This window comes from Polaromonas naphthalenivorans CJ2 (genome assembly GCF_000015505.1).
Taxonomy (GTDB): domain Bacteria; phylum Pseudomonadota; class Gammaproteobacteria; order Burkholderiales; family Burkholderiaceae_C; genus Polaromonas; species Polaromonas naphthalenivorans.
Genome location: NC_008781.1, coordinates 623,530 through 648,638 on the forward strand (window position 1 = coordinate 623,530; position 25,109 = coordinate 648,638).

At 61.8% G+C, this 25,109-nt stretch carries 24 protein-coding genes and 2 pseudogenes; 10 read left to right on the forward strand and 16 right to left on the reverse strand.

Annotation, left to right across the window (positions count from 1 at the left end; translation table 11 throughout):
- From ccmB to PNAP_RS02940, 4 genes are read right to left on the reverse strand one after another with little or no spacing between them, the layout of a single operon-like run.
- Positions 1-669 (reverse strand): heme exporter protein CcmB, encoded by a 669-nt coding sequence (gene ccmB, locus PNAP_RS02925; RefSeq protein WP_011800008.1) that lies wholly within the window; start codon positions 667-669, stop codon positions 1-3.
- Positions 663-1,307 (reverse strand): cytochrome c biogenesis heme-transporting ATPase CcmA, encoded by a 645-nt coding sequence (gene ccmA, locus PNAP_RS02930; RefSeq protein WP_011800009.1) that lies wholly within the window; start codon positions 1,305-1,307, stop codon positions 663-665. Before ccmA ends, ccmB begins: the two co-directional genes overlap by 7 nt.
- A complete protein-coding gene (locus tag PNAP_RS02935) occupies positions 1,301-2,101 on the reverse strand; it encodes a cytochrome b/b6 domain-containing protein (RefSeq protein ID WP_011800010.1) in 801 nt (266 codons plus the stop codon). The genes ccmA and PNAP_RS02935 overlap by 7 nt, the downstream gene beginning before the upstream one ends.
- A gap of 15 nt (positions 2,102-2,116) precedes the next feature.
- Positions 2,117-2,602, reverse strand: a complete 486-nt coding sequence (locus PNAP_RS02940) for a rhodanese-like domain-containing protein (RefSeq protein WP_041376485.1) — start codon at positions 2,600-2,602, stop codon at positions 2,117-2,119.
- Positions 2,603-2,994: 392 nt separating this feature from the next.
- Between PNAP_RS02940 and PNAP_RS28130 the strand changes: the two are divergent.
- Positions 2,995-3,069, forward strand: a pseudogene (locus PNAP_RS28130) (transposase DNA-binding-containing protein); the annotation flags it as partial.
- A 149-nt stretch (positions 3,070-3,218) separates the two neighbouring features.
- On the opposite strand, the gene PNAP_RS02950 reads toward PNAP_RS28130, so the two are convergent.
- Both PNAP_RS02950 and PNAP_RS02955 read right to left on the reverse strand, forming a co-directional pair.
- On the reverse strand, positions 3,219-3,584 hold the full coding sequence (locus PNAP_RS02950; protein ID WP_011800012.1) for an IS5 family transposase: 366 nt from the start codon (positions 3,582-3,584) through the stop codon (positions 3,219-3,221).
- A 171-nt stretch (positions 3,585-3,755) separates the two neighbouring features.
- A complete protein-coding gene (locus PNAP_RS02955) occupies positions 3,756-5,132 on the reverse strand; it encodes an IS701 family transposase (RefSeq protein ID WP_041376487.1) in 1,377 nt (458 codons plus the stop codon).
- Positions 5,133-5,467: 335 nt separating this feature from the next.
- Between PNAP_RS02955 and PNAP_RS25480 the strand changes: the two are divergent.
- From PNAP_RS25480 to PNAP_RS02965, 3 genes and pseudogenes are all read left to right on the forward strand, one after another.
- Positions 5,468-5,653 (forward strand): annotated as a pseudogene (locus tag PNAP_RS25480) (phage tail protein); the annotation flags it as partial.
- Between the two features lie 522 nt (positions 5,654-6,175).
- A complete protein-coding gene (locus PNAP_RS02960) occupies positions 6,176-6,505 on the forward strand; it encodes a hypothetical protein (protein ID WP_011800016.1) in 330 nt (109 codons plus the stop codon).
- 127 nt (positions 6,506-6,632) lie between these two features.
- Positions 6,633-8,147 (forward strand): D-arabinono-1,4-lactone oxidase, encoded by a 1,515-nt coding sequence (locus tag PNAP_RS02965; protein WP_011800017.1) that lies wholly within the window; start codon positions 6,633-6,635, stop codon positions 8,145-8,147.
- A gap of 31 nt (positions 8,148-8,178) precedes the next feature.
- On the opposite strand, the gene PNAP_RS02970 is transcribed toward PNAP_RS02965, so the two are convergent.
- From PNAP_RS02970 to PNAP_RS02980, 3 genes are read right to left on the reverse strand one after another with little or no spacing between them, the layout of a single operon-like run.
- On the reverse strand, positions 8,179-9,156 hold the full coding sequence (locus PNAP_RS02970; protein WP_011800018.1) for a Bug family tripartite tricarboxylate transporter substrate binding protein: 978 nt from the start codon (positions 9,154-9,156) through the stop codon (positions 8,179-8,181).
- 31 nt (positions 9,157-9,187) lie between these two features.
- Positions 9,188-9,826, reverse strand: a complete 639-nt coding sequence (locus tag PNAP_RS02975) for a 4-carboxy-4-hydroxy-2-oxoadipate aldolase/oxaloacetate decarboxylase (protein ID WP_011800019.1) — start codon at positions 9,824-9,826, stop codon at positions 9,188-9,190.
- Positions 9,827-9,864: 38 nt separating this feature from the next.
- Complete coding sequence (locus tag PNAP_RS02980; RefSeq protein WP_011800020.1) at positions 9,865-10,731, reverse strand: NAD(P)-dependent oxidoreductase; 867 nt, start codon at positions 10,729-10,731, stop codon at positions 9,865-9,867.
- Positions 10,732-10,933: 202 nt separating this feature from the next.
- Between PNAP_RS02980 and PNAP_RS02985 the strand changes: the two genes are divergently transcribed.
- Positions 10,934-11,596 (forward strand): GntR family transcriptional regulator, encoded by a 663-nt coding sequence (locus PNAP_RS02985; RefSeq protein WP_011800021.1) that lies wholly within the window; start codon positions 10,934-10,936, stop codon positions 11,594-11,596.
- 31 nt (positions 11,597-11,627) lie between these two features.
- Here the strand turns inward: PNAP_RS02985 and PNAP_RS02990 are convergent, their stop codons facing one another.
- The 3 genes from PNAP_RS02990 to PNAP_RS03000 all read right to left on the reverse strand — a co-directional run bounded on the left by PNAP_RS02990 (position 11,628) and on the right by PNAP_RS03000 (position 14,286).
- Positions 11,628-12,095 (reverse strand): MarR family winged helix-turn-helix transcriptional regulator, encoded by a 468-nt coding sequence (locus PNAP_RS02990; protein WP_011800022.1) that lies wholly within the window; start codon positions 12,093-12,095, stop codon positions 11,628-11,630.
- Positions 12,096-12,241: 146 nt separating this feature from the next.
- Complete coding sequence (locus PNAP_RS02995) at positions 12,242-13,231, reverse strand: Bug family tripartite tricarboxylate transporter substrate binding protein (protein WP_011800023.1); 990 nt, start codon at positions 13,229-13,231, stop codon at positions 12,242-12,244.
- 272 nt (positions 13,232-13,503) lie between these two features.
- Positions 13,504-14,286, reverse strand: coding sequence for a crotonase/enoyl-CoA hydratase family protein (locus tag PNAP_RS03000; RefSeq protein WP_011800024.1), 783 nt, complete (start codon positions 14,284-14,286; stop codon positions 13,504-13,506).
- Positions 14,287-14,436: 150 nt separating this feature from the next.
- Between PNAP_RS03000 and PNAP_RS03005 the strand changes: the two genes are divergently transcribed.
- Entirely contained in the window at positions 14,437-15,312 is an 876-nt protein-coding gene (locus tag PNAP_RS03005) for a 4-hydroxyphenyl-beta-ketoacyl-CoA hydrolase (protein WP_011800025.1), read from the forward strand.
- Between the two features lie 66 nt (positions 15,313-15,378).
- Here PNAP_RS03005 and PNAP_RS03010 read toward each other — a convergent pair whose 3' ends face one another.
- Complete coding sequence (locus PNAP_RS03010) at positions 15,379-16,425, reverse strand: helix-turn-helix domain-containing protein (RefSeq protein ID WP_011800026.1); 1,047 nt, start codon at positions 16,423-16,425, stop codon at positions 15,379-15,381.
- 298 nt (positions 16,426-16,723) lie between these two features.
- On the opposite strand from PNAP_RS03010, the gene PNAP_RS03015 reads away from it, so the two are divergent.
- From PNAP_RS03015 to PNAP_RS03030, 4 genes are all read left to right on the forward strand, one after another.
- On the forward strand, positions 16,724-17,716 hold the full coding sequence (locus tag PNAP_RS03015) for a SphA family protein (protein WP_011800027.1): 993 nt from the start codon (positions 16,724-16,726) through the stop codon (positions 17,714-17,716).
- 60 nt (positions 17,717-17,776) lie between these two features.
- Positions 17,777-19,039, forward strand: a complete 1,263-nt coding sequence (locus PNAP_RS03020) for an MFS transporter (protein WP_011800028.1) — start codon at positions 17,777-17,779, stop codon at positions 19,037-19,039.
- Between the two features lie 100 nt (positions 19,040-19,139).
- A complete protein-coding gene (locus PNAP_RS03025) occupies positions 19,140-20,582 on the forward strand; it encodes an aldehyde dehydrogenase (protein ID WP_011800029.1) in 1,443 nt (480 codons plus the stop codon).
- Positions 20,583-20,661: 79 nt separating this feature from the next.
- Entirely contained in the window at positions 20,662-22,107 is a 1,446-nt protein-coding gene (locus tag PNAP_RS03030) for a carotenoid oxygenase family protein (protein ID WP_011800030.1), read from the forward strand.
- 163 nt (positions 22,108-22,270) lie between these two features.
- Here the strand turns inward: PNAP_RS03030 and PNAP_RS03035 are convergent, their stop codons facing one another.
- From PNAP_RS03035 to PNAP_RS28290, 3 genes are all read right to left on the reverse strand, one after another.
- Entirely contained in the window at positions 22,271-23,473 is a 1,203-nt protein-coding gene (locus PNAP_RS03035; RefSeq protein ID WP_011800031.1) for an ABC transporter substrate-binding protein, read from the reverse strand.
- Between the two features lie 216 nt (positions 23,474-23,689).
- On the reverse strand, positions 23,690-24,925 hold the full coding sequence (locus PNAP_RS03040; protein ID WP_011800032.1) for an RNA-guided endonuclease InsQ/TnpB family protein: 1,236 nt from the start codon (positions 24,923-24,925) through the stop codon (positions 23,690-23,692).
- Complete coding sequence (locus tag PNAP_RS28290; RefSeq protein ID WP_083758012.1) at positions 24,922-25,053, reverse strand: ribbon-helix-helix domain-containing protein; 132 nt, start codon at positions 25,051-25,053, stop codon at positions 24,922-24,924. The genes PNAP_RS03040 and PNAP_RS28290 overlap by 4 nt, the downstream gene beginning before the upstream one ends.
- Between the last annotated feature and the right edge of the window lie 56 nt (positions 25,054-25,109).

Below are 25,109 nucleotides of genomic sequence, written 5' to 3' on the forward strand. Positions count from 1 at the left end.
TTATTCCAGGGCGATTCGCAGCGCTGCCGAGGTGGCCCAGGGCGCCAGCGCCAGCGCGCCTGCCAGCACGCCGCCCAGCAGCAGCAGATGGGCGGCGGCGTCCAGGCCGCTGGCCTGGGCCTGCACCGCGCCCGCGCCAAAAATCAGCACCGGCACATACAGCGGCAGCACCAGCAGCGCCAGCAAAACCCCGCCACCGCGCACGCCCAGAGTCAGGGCGCTGCCAATCGCCCCCAGCAAACTCAGGATGGGCGTGCCTATCAGCAAGCCCAGGCACAGCACCTGGATCGCAGCGCCAGGCAAACCAAACTGCAGCGCCAGCACGGGCGAGAGCATCACCAGGGGAACGCCCGCCACCAGCCAGTGCGCCAGCACCTTGCCCAGCACGATGAGCACCAGCGGCTCGGCCGACAAGGCCATCTGCTCCAGCGTTCCGTCGGCAAAGTCGAGCGCGAACAGCCGCCCCAGCGACAGCAGCGAAGCCAGCAAGGCCGCCACCCATACGATGCCGGGCGCCATGCTGCGCAGCAGGGCCGGCTCCGGCCCCACGCCCAGCGGAAACAGCGTGACCACGATGACAAAGAAAAACACGGTGGCCAGCAGGTCGGCGCGGCGCCTGAAGGCCAGCAGCAGATCGCGCTGAATCACGCATGCCAGCACCTTCAGCATGGCTGGGCAGGGCCGAGTTCGAGCACATGCAGCCGCGCCGCCTGCAAGGCCAGCGGCTGGTGCGTCGTGTACACCACCACGCCGCCTTGCGCGAGGTGCTGGTTCAGGGCCGCGTGCAGCGCGTCCGCCGCCGCCTGGTCCAGGGTGTTGAAGGGCTCGTCGAGCACCAGCAGGGGCGGCCGGTGCGCCAGGTGCAGCCGGGCCAGGGCCACCCGCTTGCGCTGCCCCTGCGACAGGCGCGCCGCCGGCAGCCGCGAAACCGCCCCCAGGCCTACCTGTGCCAGCGCCTGCTGCGCCTGTTGTTCTTCAACCGCCTGCCCGGCGATGCGCGCGCCGAGCAGCAGGTTTTCCGCCGCCGTCAGGTCGTCCTTGATGCCGCCGGCGTGGCCGATGTAGAGCAGGTCGCGGTAGAAATCCTCGCGCAGGCCGCGCACGTCACGGCCCAGCCAATGCACCGTGCCCGCGCTCGGGAGGGCCAGGCCGCACAGCAGCCGCAGCAAGCTGGTCTTGCCGCTGCCATTGCGGCCCTGAACCCATAGAGCCTCGCCGGCCGAAACGTCGATGTCCACGGCGCGAAACAGACCCCGCCCGCCACGCTCACAGGCCAGGGCGTGGGTGCGCAGGCCGGTCGCTACCATCCGGGTTGGCCTTGCGTGGCCGTGGCCGGTTCTGCCGCCGCCGCAGGCGAACCCGGCAAGGCCGCGCCACTGACGCCATACACCACGGCCACAGCCACGGCCAGCGCCAGCGCAAATGCAATCGCGCCGCCTTTGCGGCCGGAGGCGTTTTGATGAGCCGCTGGCGGCGCTTGATTCGGCTCCACTTCTTTCCAGCCCGTCACCATGGGTTTGACCAGGTTGTCGTGCTTGAACCAGGCATAAAACGCGATGGCCGCCAGATGCAGGGCCAGCAGGCCGAACAGGACCGTGGCCAGTTGCTTGTGCAGGCTGGTCAGCCGGCCGGCCAGGGCTTCGTCCACCAGCGCGAACAGCGGGCCGCTGAAGGCGATGTCGTCATTGCTGAACAGCCCCGTGCCGGCCTGCGCGGCCAGCAGGCCCAGCAGCGCGATGACGGACAGCGCGCCCAGCGGGTTGTGCCCGACACCGCGCCAGCGCCCGCCCAGGTAAGCCTTGAGTTTGGACGGCGTGGGCAGGAAACTCAGGAAGCGGGCATGGGCCGAACCGATCACTCCCCACACCAGCCGGAACACCACCAGCCCGACGATGCCCAGGCCCGCCTTGCCATGCAGCTCCATCCATGGCCCGCCCAGTTCACCCGTGATGAGCGCCAGCGTCACCGCCAGCACCAGCAGCCAGTGAAACAGCCGCAGCGGCAAGTCCCACAGACGAATGCGAACGCGCGCAGGCAGACTGGCCGATGGCGCAGCCCTTGCGTGACGAGGCGTGTTGTCAAGAATGGTTTGGGCTTTCATGGCGGTTCTCGCAAGTCAGGGGGCGGCTGATGCCGTGGTGGGCTTGGGTGGCGGCGCAGTCACGCGGGTAATCGTTCCGCCCTGGTCCTCGTAATCCTGGGAACCGGCGGCGCCAGCCACCTTGAAGCCCTTGCTAGTCAACAGATCACCCACCGCACCGGCACGGTGGGCACGGTTGGAGACGGTCAGGATGGCGCGATCCTTGGGGATGTAGGCCAGGCTTTTCTCCACGTCATTGACCTGAATGTTCAGATAGACCGGAAAACTTCCCTTGGCGGTGAGTTCATCGGGGCGGCGCACGTCAATCACCACCAGCTTCTGGGGCTTGGCCAGCAGGGCGTCCACGCCTGCGCGATCGAGCCGCTTGGTTTTGTACTTCCACACATCGGCGGCAGCAGTGTTGCCGGAGGCACTGGCGGCCGGGCTGGCCTGCTGCGCAAACGCGGCGCAAACGCTCAGACTTAACAGGGTGGCAGCCAACACGCTCTTCTGGTATTTCATGGGTTTTTACTTTCTTCATGGAGGGTTCTGGCATCCCCTGGCCTGGGCCTTGCGGGGTGTCTGCCGACCCTCCTACCGCAATAAGCGCGCCATTGTTGTGACGCGCCATCTTCCCAGTGAAAATGCCCTCCGCGCGCGCATGCTTGGCACCGAAAATCCAGCAGCCCTGCTGCGCTATCAACAGTGCCAGCCCTCGGATTGCTGCCTCGGCAACAGCACCTTGGGGTCTGAGGTGCAGTGAAATGGAAAACCGGGTTAAGCAATCAATTTAAGTGGCCAAATGAATTTTTGGCTGTGGTCGGCCTGCCATCTTTCATGTTTGGCTCGGGTCCGCCGGGTCACGCAAAGGCCGTAACTCCCCTTGGCTACAGCCTCTGGCATCGAGAAAGAATATCGACCCAACATCGAGCATCCAGAACGCCTGCCAAAGCTGGGCTGAAACGGCGGCGGCCTATCGGTTTTTGCGCAACGAAGAGGTCAGTTGGGACAAGGTGCTGGCGCCTCAATGGCAGGCCAGCCAGGCGCGCATGGCCGCGCACAAGGTGGTGCTGTGCATCCAGGGGTTCTACGCCCAAATCCACGAAATTTTCAGATTGCTAGGCCGTGTTCGGAAAGTTCAGTGGAGCCATTTCATGATGCCGGCGATGTGTACAAAGCCCAGAGATCGGATGTCGAGCTTGTCAAAGCGGGTCGCCACACGGCGAAAGGCCTTCATGCGCTGGAAGAGGTTTTCAATCAGGTGCCGCGTCTTGTAGCGGTGCTTGTCCAGGACACGCTGCTTTTCGCGGTTGACCCTGGAGGGGATGATGACCTGCATGCCACGCTTTTCTGCCGCCTGGACGATCTTGTCGCTGTCATAGGCTTTGTCCGCCAGAGGGGCCTTGGCCTGCAGCCCATCGAGCAGTTCGGGCACGGGTTTGGAGTCGTGACGCTGCCCCGGGGTCAGCACAAAGCGCAGCGGGTTGCCCAGTTGAGGTTGCACAACATCAGCACATCAAACTTTCCGAACACGGCCTATTAACTTCTCTAGTAGTTCGTTTCATCAATACAGTTACAAATTATTTTTAATAAATCTTATTTAAATCAATGACTTACATGACAATAATTTGTCAACGTTTTTGAGAAACCCACTACCACTACTCTGCCATGTCACTCACGCTGACGCAGGTTTATCGTGGCGCCGCAATGAGGACACTGAACGCAAATTACCCGACAAAGCGCGGCGAGAATGGCCCGGCGTACCGCTGGCAATGATGGTTGCGGTGGCGGTCCCGGTGCATTGGATGCCAGTTTTTTTTCCCGCTTGCAAAACACTGTCCAGACGTCGGTGCTGCAGATAACCAAAAGCCATCATGGTCAGCAGCGCGTGATGGTGCAGTCCCAGCCAGGATCTGCCTTCGTAATGGTCCAGGCCAAGTTCATCCTTGAGTTGCTGATGCGCCTGCTCGCACGCCCAGCGGGCCTTGATCGCGCGTACCAGCGTCCTGCGCGGCGTGTCAGCCGGATGGTTAGTAAAGTAATACTTGCGCTCGCCACTGGAGCGCACTTCGCACACCAGCCATGCGGCTTGCCCCGAAAGATGCTGCCAATGCGATACCAGCGCGCCGTCAGCAACGCACACCCACACAGCAGCAAAGCGTGCGCTGAGCATGCCCTTGGTGCCGCTGCGCCAGGAACAGCGCCGCAGGGCCTTGGAACCCAACGTTTCAATCATCTGCACGACGGACACGCTCGGCGTCGAAGGTCTTGGGTGCTTGGCGGGGCGCCCCACCGGGGGATCGGCCGGCACATCGAGCCGCACATCAGCTGGATAGACCTTCTGCGTGGGCTGCACGCCCACTGCCCATCGTAGCCCTCGCTGCGTAAGCCCAGCGCGAAAGCCTGCCGAACTGCCATAGCCGGCATCGGCCAGCACCATGCCAAAGCGCACGCCGTCAGCCAGCGCGGCATCGATCTGCGCCAGCGCGATGTCACCCTTGGTCTCGAACGTAATCGACTCGGGTACCTTGGCTGCTGCACGACGCGCTTCGTCCTGTGCCCAATCTTCGGGCAAGTACAGCCGCAGGGCGATCGGCACTGGCACTTCCTTGCGCGCTAAGGTGAGCGATACCAATACCTGGCAGTTAGCCTGCTTACCGAGTACGCCGCAGTGTTGGCGCTTGACCCCTACCGAGTGCTTGCCCTGCTTGGGTAGCGCCGTGTCGTCCACGATCAGCACAGCGTCCTTGCCGCCTACCAAAGCGTCAGCCTTCTTGCGCAGCACCTGTTCCAGCGGAGCGGTGGACCAAGTCGATGACGACACAAAATGGTGGAGTTGCTGCGTCTGACCGGGACACACACGTTCAGCCATGGGTGCGACACTTTTGCGCGCGCCCGGCCCCAGGAGTCCTTGCAGGTAGAGAGGTGCCCAGCAGCGCTGCTCGGAACGTGTGAAAACGGCCAGGAACGGCTGGAGCCATTCCTGAAAATCTTCAGGCCAATTGGTTCTGACAGGAATCACGGTATCCATGGATATCCCTCCGACAGCCATATCCAGAAATTCTACCCTTTCACTTGGCAGAGTAGTGCTACTAGGTAACACCTGACGGACTTTGTTTTTCCAGTTCTACAGAAAACCAGATCGCATCGAAGCCCGACGGACTTTGGCGCGACATGCGATGGTCTAGGCTTCAGAAGAAAAATGCAGCATGATCCCGACGGACTTTATTTTCGAGCAACATTGGCCGTGAACTTCTAGATATGGCTAATTTCTATAGAGGAAAACTTCGTGAAAGTTAACCGATTTTTGAAATCGGATTGGAATCACATCGGTATAGAGAGATTTTTTCTTAATCGCGCTTTGGCGCTAATCAATGGAGCTTCATCATGGAACCATTTCTCGGTCAAATTCAACTGCTTCCGTATAACTTCGCCCCAAACGGCTGGGCATTCTGCGAAGGGCAACTCATGGCCATTTCGCAAAATACGGCCCTTTTCAGTTTACTGGGCACAACCTACGGAGGAGACGGTACGACGAACTTCGCATTGCCGAATCTGAAGGGTAAAGAGCCAGATCCCAACACGCACTTTTGCATTGCGTTGGTGGGGATATATCCGTCCAGGTCTTGATATTCTTTGCCCAACACTTTCCTTCTCCTGTCATTGGGCGACTTCGGCCTTCGGAAAGCTGCGCATCGCGTCAATTAATACTTCAGTTTCATTTGTGACATAACAAAACGCCTCCTTTTTCGACCCTCTGTTCGAACCGGAGACGCCCTGGGCGCGCAGAAAAAAACCTGATTTCTCCTCTGAAAACTGAAGGAAACACGGGCGGAGGAACTTCCTGGCGACGCTAGCCGGGCTCGGACGGACTACGCCGTTTGAGGGGATTGTTGGCGGTGAGATCCGGCGGCACATTGACTTTGAATTCAACGGGCAAAGAAAACTGTCATCGCTGATCAATTTGTTCTCGCTCGCAGGAGGTGCTTATAAGTCAAAGTTCTTTCAGTGCCAGAAGCTTGTTTGCGCATGCTACTGCCCCTCGCACGAGGTGCACCCTGATCCCATCAACAACCAACAGACAAGGAGCCTCCCATGGCTATGACCACGGTCGGAAAGTTTTCTCTCCATAACGGCGGGGGATTCGTCGCCCGCCAAATGTTTACTTACCTGGACGACAACGGTGAAAAGGTCGCGTCAAAAAGCAGCGGCGATGTCCTTCTCGGGCAAACCCAGGAGTTTGACCCGGGTGACTTCGGGGTGCCCGATGGCGCCATGACATGGTCATACGTCTTTGTGGTTTGGGGCTACGACAACGAAGCCAAGCAGGCGTTCATGTACAAGAAGGGAGCGCCCAAGACGGCGGCCTACACGATCACCGGGACCACCTTGTCCAACACCCTGGGCCTGATCAGCAGCAGTTGAGCAATCCCGCCGAGATATCCCTGCGGCCCGCCCGAAGTTGGTGGGCCGCAGTGGGGTGGGAGGCGCAAATCCTGCCATCGGGGAAGTCAACCATCGGAATTCTGTTAATGACCGGAGGGCAATTCTCATGGACATGTACAACGAAAACGAGAACCAATGGACGAATTGGGCCGGTAGCATCACGACGCTTCCTGATACGTTCTGTCAGCCAAAAAGCGTCCGCGAACTGCAGGACATCGTGATCCAGAACGAGGGCAGCATCATCCGCTGCTTCGGAAGCGGACACTCCTGGACCCCCCTCGTCGTTACCAACGGAGGCATTCTTATTGACCCAACGGGAATCACAGAGAACGGCCAGAAGGCATTCCGCTGGCAGAAGAATGGGCTCAATCTCGTGACCTGCTTCCCGTCGGCCCGATGGGCAGACGTTCGCGAAGCGCTTACCACTGACGGTCCCTTGCCCAAGATGTATCTGCCTACCGCAGGCGTTCTTCCCAGCATCAACGCGACGGGGTTCGTCGCGGCTGGATGCCACGGCACCGGCTGGGAGCAGCCGACGGTGTCAGATCTGATCCAAGCCATCGAATTCGTTGCCGCAGATGGAAAGGTCCACGTATTCTCGGAGGACACGACCCCCAATGAGATGAACACGGTTCGGGTCAGCGTCGGCATGCTCGGAGTCATCACGAAGGTCACTCTCAAAGTCGATCCCATGTACAGGCTCTGGGACCAGGAGCGGCTCGTCCCGACCGCCGAGGTGATGGGCGCGAACCCCGAATCCAGGGGCGGCGCGATTGACTCATCAAAGTTGCATGCCCTCGTCACCGGCAACGAATACGTTGAGTTGTTCTGGTTTCCCGGCAGTGGGTTCGATGGGTCGATCTGGGTGAAGCAGTACAACCGTACCCAGGACGATCCCCGCGACATCCCGCTGCGCACGGATGACGACTGGGTCGATTCGATGGCTGGACCCGTGATGCAATGGAGTGCACAACAACCGATGGTTATTCCCGCCGTGCAGGCGCTCACCTGGAAAACGATCAATGACCGCGTGAAGGTCATCGAGTCCAACAAAGGCTTCGTCGCCGATGCCCCCAGGGTTCTGCACTATCAACTGAAAGCCTTCCCCATCCTCGACTTGGAGGTCGCGATGCCGATCCCCGCCACCGGGCCGAACGCCTGGGATTTCTCGAACGTCGTGAAAGCCTGGTGGCAGGCGGTTAACTACACCCGTGTCAAATGGGCGGCGGGCAAGTACCCCCTGACGACATGCCTGCACGCCCGATTCACCAAGAACAGCCAGGCGCTCCTTTCTCCTGCGTTCGAACCTGCTCACAGTGAAACCCACTACTGCTGGATCGAGATCCTCAGCGCCTATCCGAAGAACGATCCCAACCCGAACAACCGGTCGGCAGCCATGTCCGAATTCGACGAGATGGCGAACCGGGTCGTCGGCGAGTACTGGATCAAGGAACTAAAAGGCCGACCGCACTGGTCCAAGTACTGGCACAAGATTTCCCCCCCGGTCAATATCAAGTCGCTCTTGCCTCAGGCGAACCTCGATACGTTCAACAGCCTCAGGCGAAGTCTCGACCCCCAGGATATCTTCCTCAATCCCTTTCTGAGGAAGCAGATGCTCTAAGTCTGGTGGCGCGCTGCCCGAGTCATCCAGGTCAGTCCGCCTTGGCCCCGGTGTCGCGAATCACGCGGGCCCATCGATCACCCTCCTGCTTCATGTAGTCGGCATACTCCTTCTGCGTACCGCCCAGGACGATTGAGCCTTGCGCCGTCAACCTGTCGCGCATGGCCTTGTCCTTGAGCGAGTTCTCAAGCGCAGCCTTCACCTTGCCGAGCACGTCGGCGGGCGTCCCCTTGGGAAGCATCAGGCCCTGCCACGCGCCCATGTCCATGGTGGTCTTGCCCGTGGCTTCCCGAAGGGTCGGAACGTCGGGCAAGAGCGCGGACCGCTTGTCGTTCGTCACGGCCAGGGCGCGCAGCGTGCCGCCCTTGATGTGCGTCATGACCTCGTTGATCGGAAGGAACATGAACTGGGTCACTCCGCCCAGCAGATCCACGACGGCCGGCGCGCTCCCCTTGTAGGCGACGTGCGTCGCCTGAATGCCGGTTTCCTTGGTGAACAACGCGCCGCCCAGGTGCAGCAGAGCGCCGGCGCCGGACGACCCGTAGTTGAGCCTGTTCGGATTCGCCTTGCCATAGGCCACCAACTCCGCAACCGTCTTGGCCGGCACGTTCGGGTTCACGACGAGCACCAGCGGAATCGTGGCGGTCAGTGAGACGGGAGTGAAGTCGCTGTAGGGATCGAATCCCGGCTTCGAATACAGCGACGGCGCCAGGACCACGGCTGAAGTCGCATAGAAGAAGGTGTAGCCATCCGGCGCGGCACGCTTGACTTCAACGGCACCGAGGTTGCCGCCCGCACCCCCCTTGTTGTCCACGACGATGGTTCCACCGAGTTCCTTGCCGAGTTGCTGCCCGACGATGCGGGCATTGATGTCGGCCGAGCCGCCTGCCGCAAAGGCGACCACCATGCGGATCGGTTTGGAGGGATAGGCATCGGCGGCATGCGCCGTCGCGAATGTGAAAGCCAGTGCGGCGGCGATGATTGCCGGTGCGTTGAGTAGATTGCGCATATAGATGTCTCCGGGTTGCAGGGGTTCGGGTTCAGACGAGGCCGAAGCGCGTCAGGGTGTCCGTCAGGTTGAGCAGTTCAGCGGTCGTGGCGCCTTCATCGATTGCCTTGCGCTGCTTTTCTTCCTTTTCTTCGCGGGCCAGGCTGTTGGAGATGGTCGTCGCGACTTCGCCCTGGGCGACCACCACCAGGCCGTCGCGGTCGCCAACGATGATGTCGCCAGGATTGATCAACACGTCGCCCACCATGACCGGGACGTTGACCTTGCCGGGCTGGTTCTTGCCCGTGCCCTTGATGGACAGCCCACGGCAGAACACGGGAAACCCGAGGCCGATGATCAGATTGGCGTCGCGCACGCAGCCGTTGATCACCAGGCCGGCGATGCCGAGCTTCATCGCCTGGAGGGTCAGCACATCGCCCCATGGACCCGCTTCCATGAAGCCCTTGGCATCGACAACCAGCACGTCGCCGCGCCTGGCCTTCTGCACGGCGTAGTGAAGGATCAGGTTGTCGCCAGGGCGGGCATCGACCGTCAGGGCCGGGCCGGCCAATCGGGTCGTCGGATCGATGGGCTTCATGCCGCTGTCGAGCGCGCCCTTGGCGCCTTGCGCCTCATAGACCGTGGCCGCGCCAAGGTCGCGCAGTTGAGTGATTTGTTCGCTGGTGGTCATGATGCTTTCCAGATAAAGTGAAGAAAAAGTGCGATGGGTCAGGCTTGGTCGGCGGTGGAGGCCAGCCATTGCAGGGCTTGGTCGATGCTGGGTTCTGCAAGCGCCAGCGGGTGCTTTTCGAGCGCGCTGGCGGTGATGCGAAAGCGCTGTTCGACGCCCGGCAAGACGACCGACGCCAGTCCTTGCGAGGCGAGTTCGCTTTGCGCGTCGTGGACTTCATGGGCCCGCCGCCCGGCGTGGATGACATGGGTGCGAACCAGCATGTCGATGAAAGAGCGCAGCGGGGTTTGGTCGATGTCGCTCAGTTGCTCATAGAGCTGTTCGCGCACCCCCTGCTTTTCGGCGCTCATGAGCAGTTCGACGCAGAGTGCCTCCATGCCCTTGGTGAACACGCTACGCAGGATCTTGAGCGAGATGGCATCGCCCGCAGCGCCACCGGCGATGACCTGCACGCGGCCGCCGGCGCGCTCAATGAGCTCCTTGAATTCTTCTGCGCCCTTGCCCGACGCCAGAAGCGGCGTGCGTACCAGGTTCAGCGAGATCGCCCCCATGATGGCCGTGTCCACGTATCCGACGTCGTGCCCGGAGGCGGCAAGCGCGGCATCGCGTTTGGCTTGCGGACTTGCCGTGGTCAGGTCGGCAATGGCTGCGCCCCTGGCGAGCAAAGGCGCCAGCCCCTTGACCACTTCGAGCGCGACCGCGCCCGTCACGCACGACAGCACCCACTGGGCGCCCGCGAGCCATGGGCCGGGCTTGTCGTGAATGGGCAAGCCCAAGGAAGACGCAAGGGCGGTCGCCGCCGGCGACGGGCGTGCCTCGCACAAGCTCAGTTCAAAACCAGCCGCCTGAAGTGGCGCTGCGTAGCAACGGCCGACTTCTCCCAAACCAATGATTGCGATGTGCATGTCTGAAGTCCTTTCGATGGCTTGATAGTACAAATAAAATACAAAATAAACAATATGATCCAGGGTAAACACCTATAAAACCCTTTAATTTCCATCTGAGTAGTACATTATTTGTACATTATTGTTTTCTCAATGTTTCCCTGGAAGGCATGAAAAATACCCCGCCCTACAATCAGCCTCACACTTACACACACACGGTCAGATGCAGCACGCAAGAAACACGGCCTACGAAGTCCTGAGGCAACGCCTGGTCGGTGGCCACTACAGCCCTGGATCGCAACTCAAAGAGGAGCCGCTGGCGCGGGAACTGGGGGTGAGTCGCACACCGGTGCGGACCGCGCTCAAGCGATTGGTTGAGGAAGGTCTCGCCACCGATGCCATCGGGCAAGGCATCCATGTCGCCAAGTGGAGCGAATGGGATATCGAAGAGACGTTTCAGCTGCGGATGCTGCTCGAACCCTATGCTTCGTACCTGGCGGCGACGCGCGGGGGCGACGAGCTTGTCGGCCGGCTTGAGTCGAGCAATGAGGAGATGGCCGCCGCCATCAAGGCGGGAGGGGACGATGCCATCGCCAGGGTTCAAGAGGCCAATCGCAGCTTTCACCGGGCGCTGCTCGATGCTGCGGGATCGCCGCGCTTGCGCTCGATGCTCGACACCATCATCGACATGCCGATCCTCGTGCGCTCGTTCTACCTCTACACGCCTGCAGAACTGGAGCAGAGCCTGCACCATCATCGCGACCTGACCCTTGCGGTAGCGGCGCGCGACGGCGAACTCGCGCGCCAGGTCATGCAGCTGCATTTGCGGATGTCCTACCACCGATTCATGCAGCATCGCAGCGAGTACGCTCGCAGCCGCCGCTAACAGCCCGCCCGTCGTTACTTCGGCGGCGCCTTTACCGGTAAATCTTCTGCAGCAGCCGCATCAGGGTCTTGCGCTCTGACGGGGTGAGCCGGGCGGCGGCTTCTGTTTCCAGCATGGCAGCGGTCTGCTCGGCCTGCCGGGCCAGTTCCACGCCCTGGGCGCTCAGGTGCAGGCCGGCGGCGCGGCGGTCGTGGGGGTGCGGGCGGCGTTCGATCAGTTCGCGTTTTTCCAGCGAAGCAATCAGGCCCACCAGGTTGGGCGGCAGGATGCCCAGGGTGGCGCAGAGCTGGCGCGAGGTGATGCCCGGGTTGTGCGCAATCAGCGACAGCATCGAAAAATCGACGATGCGCAAGTCATACGGCGCCATGCGCACCATGAACACTTCAACAATCGCCAGCGACGCGCGGCGGGCGTTGTAACCAATCAGGCTTTCGAGGAAAGCCGTGTCCACCGTCTCGACGGCGGGGTTGGGAGGGGCGGACTTGCGGGAACTGGGCATGGCGGCATTGTGCCGCCATCCGTGGACGCTGAAGAGCAGCAGGCTGGTGCTGGCAAGGCCGGGCGGTGGCAGATCAATGATTTGCTATGAAATAAGGAGCTGCTTGCGCATATGGGCAGTGCGCAAATGGCACTTTTTGCCTGGAATCAGGACTCTGCGGTGAAGCCGGTCTGCTTGACCAGCGGTCCCCAGCGTTCGAACTCGGCCTTTTGCGACCTGGCCATTTCTTCGGGCGTGGAGCCATGGGCGATCAGGCCGACCATCGCCAGGCTGTCGAGCACCACTTTTTCTTTCAGCGCCTGGTTGATGGCCGCCGAGGCGCTGGCGATCACCGCTGCCGGCGTCTTGGCCGGGGCGTAAAAGCCGAACCATTCCTCGACCGTCAGGTCGCCGAAGCCCTGCTCCGCGAAGGTGGGCACATTCGGCGAATACGGCGAGCGCTGCGGCCCGGACGTGGCCAGCACGCGCAGCTTGCCGGCCTTGGCGTAGCTGAGGTAGTCGCCGCTCGGGTTCATGGTCGAGGCGATCTGGCCGCCGACCAGGTCGGTGATGCCGGGCACCGTGCCCCGGTAAGGCACATGCTTGAGGTCCACACCCGAACGCAGGCCGAGCAGCGCGCCCAGCAGGTGCGGCATGGAGCCCGCGCCCGGCGAGCCGTAGCTGGCCTGGGCCGGATTGGCCTTGGCCCAGGCCAGGAAGTCCTTCAGCGTCTTGACCTGCGCCGGCACCATCGGGCCGACGGCCAGGCCGTGGTGCATGATCGCGCCGATCGACACCTGGGCGAAATCCGTGGGCGCGTAGCTCAGCCGGCTGTAGATGTGCGGGTACACCGACAGCCCCGACACCGGCGCCAGCGCCAGCACCGAGCCGTCGGCCGGGGCGGACTTCAGCGTCTCCAGGGCAATGCGCCCGCCCGCGCCGGGCTTGTTCTCGACGACCGCGGCATTTTTGGTGTAGGCCGAGCCGGCCAGTTTTTCACCCACGCGGCGGGCCACGCTGTCGCCAGCGCTGCCGGGCGGAAAGCCATAAAGAATCTTGACCTGCTCCAGGCCCTGGGCGCGGGCGACCAGGGGCGACAGGGCGGCCAGCGCGGCGGCGCTGCCGAGCGTCTGGATGAAGTGGCGGCGATGGTTCATGTTCATGCTCCTTGGTTGATAGCTGCTTGCGCAACAGGGGTAAGCGCAAAAGGTCGTTTCGAGGGTGTTTTCATGCGGGCCAGGGTCACAGGCGCGGCCTAGGCCGACGTGGCTTTCCTTCGGGGCGTCAGTTCGGCTTGAGCGTGAAGGGCAGGGTGCCGGTGTGCAGGGCTTCGGCCAGCCCGGCCCGCTGCTTGAGTTGGGGCGGCCGTTGTCTCTTGCATGGTGGGGTTCTCGGTGCCGGGTGAAAGGTCAAAAAGCGAAAAAGCCGGTCAGTCCTTGCTGACTTTTTCGGCCTTGCCGTCAAGGAAGGCGCGCACGCGCTGCTTGGCTTCGGGCGCGCTCTGGGCAATGGCGGCCATCAGCGCCTCGGTCATGTAGCCCTGGTCGGCCGGCTGCTCGGCGATGCGCGGCAGCGCGTGCACCAGTGCGTAGTTGGTCAGCGGCGCGTTTTGCGCGATGCGTTTGGCCAGCTCCAGCGCCTTGTCGAAAGCCGTTCCGGCGGGCACCAAATATTGCGCCAGGCCGATGCGTTCGCCGTCCTGCGCGTTATAGACGCGGCCGGTCAGCATCATGTCGGTCATGCGCGCCGCGCCAATCAGGCGCGGAATGCGCACCGCGCCGCCGCCGCCGACAAAAATGCCGCGCGAGCCTTCGGGCAGCGCGTAGAAGGTGGTTTCGTCGGCCACGCGGATGTGGCAGGCGCTGGCCAGCTCCAGCCCGCCGCCGACCACCGCGCCGTGCAGCGCGGCCACCACCGGCACCGGGCCGTATTGCACGCGCTCCAGCGCGGCGTGCCACATGCGCGAGTGGTGCAGGCCGGCGCCGGCATCGCGCTCCTTGAGTTCGCTCAGGTCCAGGCCGGCGCAGAAATGCGGGCCTTCGCCGTCGATCACCGCGGCGCGCACGGTGGCGGGCAGCTGCTCGAAGATGTTGCGCAGCGCCAGCACCAGGCCGTCGGACAGCGCGTTGCGTTTGGCGCCGCGCGTCAGGCGGACCACGGCGACTTCCTGTTCGTCGCCGCAAATGTCAAGTTGAATGTCTGGATGGGTCATGGTTGATTTTCCTCGTTGGATCGATTATGGTTATGAACTATAACCAATTCAAGCGAGTTGCAGCGTCTTTTGCTTGGTATTTACCCCTAGCCTTGGCCGGTGCCGGACCGGCCCACGCTTCGCTTCAACGCACTTCAACGGAGACGGAAAATGGACTTTGACAAGCTGATCGCAATCGACATGCACACCCACGCCGAGGTGAGCTGCTGGAATCCTTTCGACAACTACGGCGAGGAATATGACCGCGCGGCCGACAAGTACTTTCACAACAGCCGCCGGCCGACGATTGAAGAGACGATTGCCTACTACCGCGAGCGCAACATCGGCCTGGTGATGTTCACGGTGGACGCCGAGACGCAAATGGGCCGCCGGCGCATTCCCAATGAGGAAATCGCCGAGGCCGCGCAAAAAAACAGCGACATGATGATGGCCTTCGCCAGCATCGACCCGCACAAGGGCAAGATGGGCGCGCGCGAGGCCGAGCGGCTGATCAAGGAAAACGGCGTCAGGGGCTTCAAGTTCCACCCCACGGTGCAGGGCTACCACCCCTACGACAAGATGGCCTGGCCGATCTACGAGGTGATCAACGCCTACAAGCTGCCGGCCATCTTCCACACCGGCCACAGCGGCATCGGCAGCGGCATGCGCTGCGGCGGCGGCCTGCGGCTCGAATACAGCAACCCCATGCACCTGGACGACGTGGCCATCGACTTCCCGGACATGCAGATCGTCATGGCGCACCCGAGCTTTCCGTGGCAGGACGAGGCGCTGAGTGTGGCCACGCACAAGCCCAACGTGTGGATCGACCTGAGCGGCTGGAGCCCCAAGTATTTCCCGAAGCAGCTGGTGCAGTACGCCAACACGCTGCTGAAAGACCGGATTTTGTTTGGCTCCGACTACCCGCTGATCACGCCCGACCGATGGATGAAGGATTTCGAGAACGCCGGCTTCAAGCCCGAGGTGATGCCCGGCATCCTGAAGGGCAATGCCATGCGCCTGCTGGGCATCGGGCAGACTCCCGCCTGAAGCCGGCCCTTACGAAAAACGCCGGGGCACAGGCCCCGGCGATGTTTGTTTGGCAAAACTGGCCGCTCAGCTTGCCTTTGGGCGGTCGGGTTCTGGAACTACCCCCGACCAGGCCGCCAGCCAGTCAGCGTGTTGGCCCCCGGCCCTGTAGCTGCGTGGCGACACGCCCAGGGTGCTCCTGAACACCCGGCTGAAATGCGACGAGCTTGAAAATCCCCAGGACAGGGCGATGTCGGTGATGGAGCGGTGCATTTCCTGCGGGTTTTTCAGCGCGGCGGCGCACTGAACCACGCGGCGCTGCCAGAGATAGCTCGAAACCGAGCCGGTAGGGTCACTGGAAAAGGCGCGGTGAACACTGCGCGCCGACATGCGGCAGCCCTGGGCTATCGTGTCAACCGACAGATCAGGCTCGGCCAGCCGCGTTTCAATCCAGGCCTTGAGCCGGCTGCATTGGGTGTCGCGCAGCAGGATCGGAGCAGGTGCCTCAAGTTGCTCTTGCAGCGCATTCCACGCAGTCGCCGTCAGGGCGCTGGCCAGTGATCCGGCGCTGTAGGGCGCCAAGTGGTGGATCTGGCCCATCACTTCGCTCACCATGGCCTGCAGAATGCGCGCCGCGCCGGTCTTGCCATCGCAGCGCTGCGCCGCGCCACGTGCGATCAGGTCGCCCAGCCCCGAATCGGCCGGCCGCTGGATGGTCATGATGATCTGCTCGCAGCCCGATGCGCTGTTCCAGCCGAACGGCCGGTACGTGTCCAGCACGCACCAGTCGCCGGGGCTGAGCATGCCGCTGCGTTCGCGCTGCTCGAAGTAACTGGAGTTCTTGACCTGGATGACGAGGATCAGCGGGCTGGCGGCAAGGGATGCGCCTTCACGCAGGGCGCGCTGAAAACGGTGCGGGCTGGCCGTCATGCGGCACAGGCCGGTGCCAGCCAGGTCACCATAGTCGATGCGGCCGCTGAAGGCTTGTGCGCCCACCGGCAGGAGGTGTATGACCTCCTGATGGCGCAGCTCGGCCGGCATGCGGCCGATGCCGGTATGCACTGCGTCCTCCCACATCAGCGCCGAGCTGGCGGAGATACAGCCATCAAGGGAAGCCATGGAACGTGACATCATGTTTAAGCCTTTGTTGTCTCTTCATCTCTTTTTAGCGCTCGCGTGCTGCGCTGGCAGCGCATATTAGGATGGTTCGCAGGGCTGGCACAAGTGACTTTCTCATCGGGTGAGATTGAAGTCTGAAATGAAGCCGGGCCGTCGCCAGGCCAGCTACGGGTTAGCCCTGACGATGGCGCGACACACCCGGTCAAGTGTGTCATGGCCGGGCAAGCCCGAAAGCAGCCCGGCTTTTACGCTTCATGCCATCTGCCGCACCACACTTTCGCACGGTGCAGGTAGCCCATGGAGACAACTCAAAATGAAATCACACCTCGCACCACGCAGCCTGGCCAGGCTTGCCGGCACTGCTTTTGTGACCCTGCTGGCCGGCCACGCCATGGGCCAGTCGCCAGCGGTGAGCCAGCCCGGCGGACTGAATCTGGGGAATACCAGCTTCTACGACGGCTTTTCAGGCCCCCCAGGCTGGACCTGGTTAAGCACGGTCCTGCATTCGAGCGCCAACAAAATTGTGGACTCCAACGGCAACGCCAGCCCGGTGTTCACGGATCCCAAAATCAACAGCACGGTTTTTGTCAACCAGATCACCTATGCCATGCCAGCGTCGATTGGCGGCTGGCGGCCGGCCCTCATGGCGATCCTGCCGGTGGTGGCGCTGGACACCAGTTTTGGCCCGGGGCCATCGCTCAAGGACGGCGGCACCGGTGCCGGCGACATCACGCTGGAAGCCTCGCTGCAGGCCGAACCCGTCATGAACGCAGGGGGTGCGCCGGTGTTTGTGCAGCGCCTCGCAGCTGCAGCCATTCTCCCCACCGGTCGCTACGACCAGAACGTGGACATCAACCAGGGTTCCGGCTATGCGTCGTTCAACCCGTACTGGGCGGCAAGCTTTTTTCCTGCACCGCGCTGGGAAACCAGCTGGCGCCTGCACTACCTCTACAACTTCAAAAACAACAAACCCGCCTCCAGCGCACCCCGGCCATTCAACGGCCAGCCAGTCAGCACCACGCAGGCTGGCGACGCGGCCTGGGTCAACTTCGCCACATCGTATTCCGTCACGCCTGACGTCAGCGTTGGCATCAATGGCTATTTTTTCCAGCAGCTGTCGGACAGCCGGGCCAACGGCACACGGCTGGCCGATTCACGCGAGCGGGTACTGGGCATAGGGCCGGGAATGATGTGGCGCATCAGCCCGAAAAAAGCCTTGTGGATCAACGCCTACACCGAAAGCATGGTGCGCAACCGGGCGGCCTCGCCACTGAGCTTGCAGGCACGCATGGTCATTAATTTTTAAGCGTGCAAAACCATCGCACCAACCCGACCAGACCGACCAACCAGCGCCCACAAGACCACCATGACAAACAGCTCGTCCTTGCACACACCGCCTCCTGACCCAGCCCAGTCGCCTCCGCATGAGTTGCAGACACTCGGGCTGATGGCGTTTGGTTTTGCGCTGGTCAACCTTGACCGGTTCATCATGTACCCGCTGTTTCCAGTCATGGCCAGGGAACTTGGCCTGGACTACCAGGACATTGGCCTGATCTCGGCGGCTGTAGCGCTCACCTGGGGCCTGTCGTCCATGGTGTTCGGCCGGCTGTCGGACCGGCTCGGAAGACGCGGCATCCTGATCACCTCGGTGCTTGTCTTTTCGATACTGTGCGGCGCTACCGGCCTGGCCATGGGCCTGGGCAGTCTGCTGCTGATCCGGGCGGTAATGGGCGTATTCGAGGGCGCTTTTGTGCCGGCCAGCATCGCCGCTGTGGTCGATAGCAGCCCTGCGGGGCGCGTTGGCCGCAACACCGGCCTTCAGCAGCTGATGGCGCCGCTGGTAGGCAGTGCCCTGGCGCCAGTGCTGGCCATCGGGCTTTTGCAGGTGCTTCCGTCGTGGCGCTGGGTGTTTGTCGTCACCGCACTGCCAGGGCTGCTTTGCGCCTGGCTCATCTTCCGCAAGCTTGCCGAACCCGGACGCTCCCAACCCTCACCAGGCCAGGCACCAGCCATTCAGGCACCACTGCGCACGGTGCTGGCCTGCCCGAATGTCGCCTTGTGCAGCGTCGGGTTCTGTTTCTGGCTGGCACCGATAGTGATTTTTGGCTCGCTGATGCCCAGCTACCTGTCCGATCATCTCCATCTGGAACTCGGGCAGATGGGGCTGGTGATGTCCTCGCTTGGCGTGGGCGGCGCAGCAGGCATGCTGGTGTTTCCGGCACTGTCGGATCGCTGGGGGCGCAAAAAAATGATGGTGAGCTGCCTGGTCATGGCCATGCTGCCGACCTGGCTGCTGATGCAGACAGGGGCCGAACCGCTGCGCCTGTCGCTGCTGATGTTCCTGGCTGCGGCCTTCATTTCCGGCGTCATCGCCATGGTGCATTCGGTGACCGCCGACAACGTGCCGGCGCAGCATGTCTCGACCGCCACCGGCTTCATCATCGGTGCCGGCGAGATTGTGGGTGGCGCCATCGCGCCAGCTGTTGCCGGCGGGCTGGCCAAGGCCATGGGCATTGCTGCGATCCTGCCCTTTTCCCTGGGCTGCATGGCAACGGGACTGCTGCTGGCAATCATGCTTCGCAGCCCCCGGCACAGCTCCATTCCCCAGGGAGCCGCCATGCAGAACTGAGTGATGCCGCACCCGCGTTGCTGCCTCAAAAAAGATAAATCGTCTTGTCCTGCCCACCCTATTTCGCGCCTACAGCGCATTGACCCCCGGAACCTTTGTCATGACCACCCTTCATTTGCATATCAACAGCGAAAACATCGCAGCCCAGGACGGCCGCACTTTCGAGCGCCGCAACCCGGTCACCGGCCAGCTGGTGTCCACGGCCGCCGCCGCTTCGCCGCAGGATGCCCTGCAAGCCGTCGAGGCGGCCAGCCGCGCCTTTGCCGCCTGGTCGGCCACCGGCCCCGGCGAACGCCGGGCACTGCTGAACAAGGCAGCCGACGAGTTGCAGGCCGCAGCGCCTGCGTTCATCAAAGCCATGATGGAAGAAACCGGCGCCAGCGCCTTGTGGGCCGGCTTCAACGTCATGACTGCCGCCGGCATTTTGCGGGAGGCCGCAGCCATCACCACGCAAATCGCCGGTGAAGTGATTCCGTCCGATGTACCCGGCAATGTCTCCATGGCCCTGCGCCAGGCGGCCGGCGTGGTGCTGGGCATCGCCCCCTGGAATGCACCCGTCATCCTGGGCGTGCGCGCCATCGCCGTTCCGCTGGCCTGCGGCAACACGGTCATCCTGAAGGGCTCCGAACTCTGCCCGGCCACGCACAGGATGATCGTTGATGCGTTCGAGCGGGCCGGTTTTCCGGCTGGCGTGGTGAATTTCATCACCCATGCACCCGAAGACGCTGGCGCCGTGGTGGAGGCCATGGTCGCGCACAAGGCGGTGCGGCGTGTCAACTTCACCGGCTCGACCAAAGTCGGCAAGATCATCGCGCTGCTGTGCGCCCAGCACCTCAAGCCGGCCCTGCTGGAACTCGGCGGAAAGGCGCCGTTTGTGGTGCTGGACGATGCCGACCTCGACCAGGCCGCCGATGCTGCGGCGTTTGGCGCCTTTTTGCATTCAGGCCAGATCTGTATGTCCACCGAACGCATCATCGTGGACGAGGCCGTGGCCGACGAGTTTGTGGAACGGCTGGCGGCAAGGGCGCGCCAGCTCCAGCCCGGCACCGGTGATTCACCGATTGCCTCGGTCATTGACATGGCAACCGTGCACCGCTGCAACGCACTGATTGACGATGCGCTGGCCAAAGGCGCCACGCTGCTGTGCGGCGGCAAGGCCTCGAATACCCTGATGGCCCCGACCCTGCTGGACCATGTGACACCGGCCATGAAAATCTACCGCGAAGAATCCTTTGGCCCGGTCAAGGGCATCGTGCGGGTCAGCGGCACGGATGAAGCCGTTCGCTGCGCCAATGACAACGACTACGGCCTGTCGTCCGCCGTCTTCAGCCGCGACACGGCCCGCGCCCTGGGTATTGCCCAGCGCATCGAATCGGGCATTTGCCACATCAACGGGCCCACAGTGCATGACGAGCCGCAGATGCACTTTGGCGGCGTCAAAAACAGCGGCATCGGCCACTTCGGCGGCCAGTCGGGCATCGCCGCCTTCACCGACCTGCGCTGGGTCACGCTGCAGACCTCGCCGCGCCACTATCCGTTCTGAAGCCTCATTCATTCCCTTATTCACGCATCCCGCCCACGCCGGGCGGTGCCCATTTTTCAAACAGGAGAAAAATCCCATCATGTGGACCACCCAGAACCCTTTCCTCCAGGGGCCCTACGAGCCCTTGCTCAATGAATATGTGATTGCCGACCTGCATGTGGAAGGCGAAATCCCGCGCGAGCTGAACGGCGCGCTGTACCGCACCGGCTCCAACCAGCATTTCCGTCCGCTGGATGTGGACCACTTTCACTGGTTTGACGGTGACGGCATGGTGCATGCGTTCCGGCTCAAGGATGGCAAGGCCAGCTACTGCAACCGCCTGGTGGAAACCGATGGCCTGAAGGTCGAGCGCGCAGCCGGGCGTGCCCTCTACAACGGCATCAGCGGCCACTCGTCCGTGCCGCAGCAAGCCTTGCCCGAAGGCGCGCCCCCCATCAAGTCGGTTGCCGGCATCAATGTCATTTCCGTTGGGGGCCGGGTGATGACCATGCACGAGATCGACCCGTTCTACTGGGAGCTGGACCCGCATACCCTGGAGACGCGCGGCAAGTTCGACTTCGGCGACCAGCCCGGCGCCATGCTGACGGCGCATCCTCATACCGACTACCGTGCTGGAGAAATGCTGTTCTATTCGCACGACAACGAAGCCCAGACACTGGATTGTTTCGCCACCGACATGCAGGGACAGGTGCTGTCACGCCAGCGCATTGCGCTGCCATTCAAGCCCTGGATCCACGACTTCATCTTCACGGAGAATTTTTACGTCTTCATCTTCGGACCGATACGTATCCGCCCTTTTGCGCCAGGCCTGATTCCGATGGGGCGCAGCGCACTGAGTTTTGACCACGAAGCCACCACGCGGGTGCTGCTGGTCAACCGCCAGACCGGCCAGGGTCGCTGGTTCGGGACTGATGCGTCCTTCACCCTGGGCCACTACCTCAATGCCCACGAAGCAGCAGACAAGATCATCATTGATGCGTCGGTGACACGTACCCTCAGGCCCGGCTTTACAGGGCATGTCGAGGACTTTTATCCATTTCCGCTGATCAACGAACCCTCGCCTTTCTCCAGCCCCGAGCTGCACCGCATCACCATCGATTTGTCCACTGGCCAGGTCAGCGACAGCCGCATCGGTGATTTCAATGCGGAGTTTGTGCGGCCCAACGAAACCATCATGGGCACGCCCCAGCGTTATGGCTACATGGCGGGCATCCATGCGCCCGGCCCGCAGACGCGCGGTTTCAACTGCCTCATCAAGCACGACTACCAGACCGGCAACAGCAGCTTCCAGCATCTCTCATCAAGCTACGACATGATTCCGGGCGAACCGATCTTTGTGCCCAAACCCGGCGCCATCGCTGAAGACGACGGCTGGCTCATGGCCGTGTGGTGGGACCCGGTGCGCAACGCCAGCGAGATGGTGATCCATGAAGCCCGTGACCTGGACGGCGAGCCGGTGGCACGCATCAAACTCGACCACCATGTACCGCTGGGCTTTCACGGCAACTGGATTGCAGACGTCTGAGTCTGAAGGCGGCCGGGCGTCAATCTGGCCGCCCGGCGCCTGTTGCCAGAGCCGGGATGGCTGATAAATAACTCCTAATTTGATAGCGGATCATGCCCGTAAACATTGCGCAACAGGCCTGTTTCTTATAAATTCATCGAATTCAGGGGCATTCGGGCTCATCTCACGGAGCAGACACAAGCACGCCGGGATAAAAAGGCTTGAGCCATTCATGGTGAGCGATGCGCCAGCGACCGTCGAGCAACTGCACCGGAATGGCCGCCCGGTTGGGATGATGCGCCCGGCCCTCGCCAAAGGAAAAAGGCATGCCCAGCATGGGGAGTTCGTAGGGTGGCATTTGCTGCAAGGCCCGGGTGACCGATTCGCGGGTAATCTCGCCCTTGATGCTGCGCATCGCTTTCACCAGAATCTGCGCCGCCAGATAACCGCCCTGCGAAGAGGATGTCAGGGAGACCTGATTGGCAATCATCAGGTTGCGCCAGTGACTCAACTGGCCGGAACGACTGGACCAGGGCTCGAACTCTGACATGGCATAGATGCCATCACCATCGCGGCCCAATGTCTCGGCGGCCTGGCTTGTATAGACCGCGCCCTGAAACACCAGGGGAATGTTGCCCGGCATCATTTTTTTGCCCACACTGGCAAAACGCACCGAAAAATCTTCCGTCCCGGCAAACACAATCGCCTCGCAGCCCGCCTGGCTGGCCTTTTTGAAATAAGGCTCGGGGCTGTCCCCGGGCTGAATGTCGCGCTCGTCAAGCACCGGTTTGTTGCCCGTCTTTTCCGTCCATTCCTGCAAGACACCGTCCAGGGTCTTCTGCACATTGGCAGGTGTGCCAAGGCGCAACACACACAGACGCTTTTTCTTGAGCTTGTCGGCGACATAGTGCATCGCCAGGGTGAGTTGCATGTAAGGCCCGGTATTGACGGGTGCAATCATCGGCGTGTTGAAACAATGGCTGTCCAGTCCCAGCCCCGGAACAGAGGCAAGGCCGGCCTGCTGGTAGGTGCGGGCATTGACCGAACACTCCAGAAAACTGGCCCCGCCAGCCAGCGCCACAACCTTTGCGCCATTGATCAGCCGTGCCGCCGCCTCTGCCGCAGCGGCGGGATTGCCGTGGTCGTCCTCCTGGATAAACACCAGTTTTCGCCTCTGGATGCCGCCTGTTGCGTTGACGCTGTCAAACACCGCCTTGGCGGCCAGTCCGGATGACGCAAAGTCGGCCGGTCCGGCCGTCAGCGTGCTGATCGCACCGATGTTGATCGGCGCCGGCTCCAGCGCTGCGGCCGCGCTGCCAGCCTGTACCCATGCAAAAGCGGCGAGCCCGGTCGCCACCACGCCGTGCGAAATTTTTCGAATGCTCATGCCTGTCTCCTGGTATTTTTAAATGACTTCACTGACCTGTTCATGCCAGCCTTGATGCGGCCAAGGCCTGTGCTGCCGCACATCACGGCAGACAACCCAAGCGTAGGATTGCGGCCTTGAAATAACTTGCACAGCCGCGACAGACTGTCCCGTGCGTGCCGTCTTTTTCTGGATTTGACATCCTCCCCTCCCTAAAGGGAGGGGATTCCTGCGGCGCTACACATGAGCTGCCTCACGCATAGTCACTTCGGTGGGTTCCTGCTTCACAGAGGCTGGTTTCGTCTTGCGCTTGCGCGCAAGGCCAGAGCCTTCCTCTCCACAGGCTGCTGCGCGGTATCCCCGCGCCAATATGTTCATCGCGCCGACGACATCGGCGTGGTTCTCGTAGCCGCAATCGACGCATTCAAACTTCGCTTGCGTTTGGCGGTTTTCCTTTGCCACATGCCCGCAGCACGGGCAGGTCTGGCTGGTGTACTGGGGCGGCACGGCAATGAGTATCCCGCCGCTCCAGTTGAGCTTGTACTCAAGCTGCCGCCGGAATTCAAACCAGCCTTGGTCAAGGATGGACTTGTTCAGCCCCGACTTGGCGGCTACGTTTTTGCCCGATTTTTCTGCATTGCCCGCTGCTGACCGGCTCATGTTGCGTACCTGCAAGTCTTCGACAGCCACCATCGCGTGGTTTTTACTGAGGTCGCTTGTCTTCTTGTGCAGGAAGTCTTTGCGGGCGTTACCGATGTGGATGTGGATGTTTTGCACCCTCCTTTTGGCTTTGTGCCAGTTCCGGCTGTTTTTGACTTTGCGGCTCATGCGCCGCTGGTACTTTTTGAGCCTCTGTTCGCGCTTCTTGAAGCTGTTCAGCGGCAGGGCAAAACTGCCGTCACTCATCGTGGCGAATCGGGCTATGCCCACGTCGATTCCAATGGCGCTGGTGGCTGCTGGAATGGGTTGCCCGACTTCGCGCTCAGTCTGGATACTGGCAAACCACTTTGCGCCCGACTGGCTGATGGTGATGTTTTTGGCCGTGCCAAGAATGCCCCGGCTGTTGCGGTAGCGAATCCAGCCCAGCTTGGGCAGCTTGATGCGGCTGTTGCCTTGGTCGATTTCAAAGCCCTGCGGAAACCTGAAACTCTCGCCACGGCCTTTCTTTTTGGGACGCGGAAAGTCTGCGCGTTTTTCAAAGAAGTTTTTGAAAGCGCGCTCCGAATCTTTCAGCGATTGCTGCAAGGATTGCGAGGGCGACTCCTTGAGCCATTCAAACTCTTTTTTCCACTCAGGAAGGCGGTTCGCCATATCGACGTAACCGATGAATTTGCCGCCTGCGGCATAGTTGGCCTTTTGAATATCCAACGCCTTGTTATAGACAAACCTGCGCGCCCCGGCGAAGCGGCGCATGCTCTGCTGCTGCCCGCCGTTTGGCATCAGCTCGAATTTGAAGGCCTGGAGGCGCTTCATTTTTTCTTGTTCAGGAAATTGTCGATAGCGCGACGAATTAACTCGGCAACGCAAAGCCCCGTTTGTTTTGACAGCTCTTGCAGCTTCGCAACCGAAGGCTCTGTCAGATAGATGTTTGTCCGCTTCATACATTCATCATGCACCACAACAGGATTCAAATGCAAACCAGATACAGGGATCGCCG

Excerpts from the sequence above, each read along its gene's own strand:
- ccmB (WP_011800008.1), bottom strand. The coding sequence starts at position 669 with ATGCTGAAGGTGCTGGCATGCGTGATTCAGCGCGATCTGCTGCTGGCC.
- ccmA (WP_011800009.1), bottom strand. The coding sequence starts at position 1,307 with ATGGTAGCGACCGGCCTGCGCACCCACGCCCTGGCCTGTGAGCGTGGC.
- PNAP_RS02935 (WP_011800010.1), bottom strand. The coding sequence starts at position 2,101 with ATGAAAGCCCAAACCATTCTTGACAACACGCCTCGTCACGCAAGGGCT.
- PNAP_RS02940 (WP_041376485.1), bottom strand. The coding sequence starts at position 2,602 with ATGAAATACCAGAAGAGCGTGTTGGCTGCCACCCTGTTAAGTCTGAGC.
- PNAP_RS02955 (WP_041376487.1), bottom strand. The coding sequence starts at position 5,132 with ATGGCTGTCGGAGGGATATCCATGGATACCGTGATTCCTGTCAGAACC.
- PNAP_RS02960 (WP_011800016.1), top strand. The coding sequence starts at position 6,176 with ATGGCTATGACCACGGTCGGAAAGTTTTCTCTCCATAACGGCGGGGGA.
- PNAP_RS02965 (WP_011800017.1), top strand. The coding sequence starts at position 6,633 with ATGGACATGTACAACGAAAACGAGAACCAATGGACGAATTGGGCCGGT.
- PNAP_RS02970 (WP_011800018.1), bottom strand. The coding sequence starts at position 9,156 with ATGCGCAATCTACTCAACGCACCGGCAATCATCGCCGCCGCACTGGCT.
- PNAP_RS02975 (WP_011800019.1), bottom strand. The coding sequence starts at position 9,826 with ATGACCACCAGCGAACAAATCACTCAACTGCGCGACCTTGGCGCGGCC.
- PNAP_RS02980 (WP_011800020.1), bottom strand. The coding sequence starts at position 10,731 with ATGCACATCGCAATCATTGGTTTGGGAGAAGTCGGCCGTTGCTACGCA.
- PNAP_RS02985 (WP_011800021.1), top strand. The coding sequence starts at position 10,934 with ATGCAGCACGCAAGAAACACGGCCTACGAAGTCCTGAGGCAACGCCTG.
- PNAP_RS02990 (WP_011800022.1), bottom strand. The coding sequence starts at position 12,095 with ATGCCCAGTTCCCGCAAGTCCGCCCCTCCCAACCCCGCCGTCGAGACG.
- PNAP_RS02995 (WP_011800023.1), bottom strand. The coding sequence starts at position 13,231 with ATGAACCATCGCCGCCACTTCATCCAGACGCTCGGCAGCGCCGCCGCG.
- PNAP_RS03000 (WP_011800024.1), bottom strand. The coding sequence starts at position 14,286 with ATGACCCATCCAGACATTCAACTTGACATTTGCGGCGACGAACAGGAA.
- PNAP_RS03005 (WP_011800025.1), top strand. The coding sequence starts at position 14,437 with ATGGACTTTGACAAGCTGATCGCAATCGACATGCACACCCACGCCGAG.
- PNAP_RS03010 (WP_011800026.1), bottom strand. The coding sequence starts at position 16,425 with ATGATGTCACGTTCCATGGCTTCCCTTGATGGCTGTATCTCCGCCAGC.
- PNAP_RS03015 (WP_011800027.1), top strand. The coding sequence starts at position 16,724 with ATGAAATCACACCTCGCACCACGCAGCCTGGCCAGGCTTGCCGGCACT.
- PNAP_RS03020 (WP_011800028.1), top strand. The coding sequence starts at position 17,777 with ATGACAAACAGCTCGTCCTTGCACACACCGCCTCCTGACCCAGCCCAG.
- PNAP_RS03025 (WP_011800029.1), top strand. The coding sequence starts at position 19,140 with ATGACCACCCTTCATTTGCATATCAACAGCGAAAACATCGCAGCCCAG.
- PNAP_RS03030 (WP_011800030.1), top strand. The coding sequence starts at position 20,662 with ATGTGGACCACCCAGAACCCTTTCCTCCAGGGGCCCTACGAGCCCTTG.
- PNAP_RS03035 (WP_011800031.1), bottom strand. The coding sequence starts at position 23,473 with ATGAGCATTCGAAAAATTTCGCACGGCGTGGTGGCGACCGGGCTCGCC.
- PNAP_RS03040 (WP_011800032.1), bottom strand. The coding sequence starts at position 24,925 with ATGAAGCGCCTCCAGGCCTTCAAATTCGAGCTGATGCCAAACGGCGGG.
- PNAP_RS28290 (WP_083758012.1), bottom strand. The coding sequence starts at position 25,053 with ATGAAGCGGACAAACATCTATCTGACAGAGCCTTCGGTTGCGAAGCTG.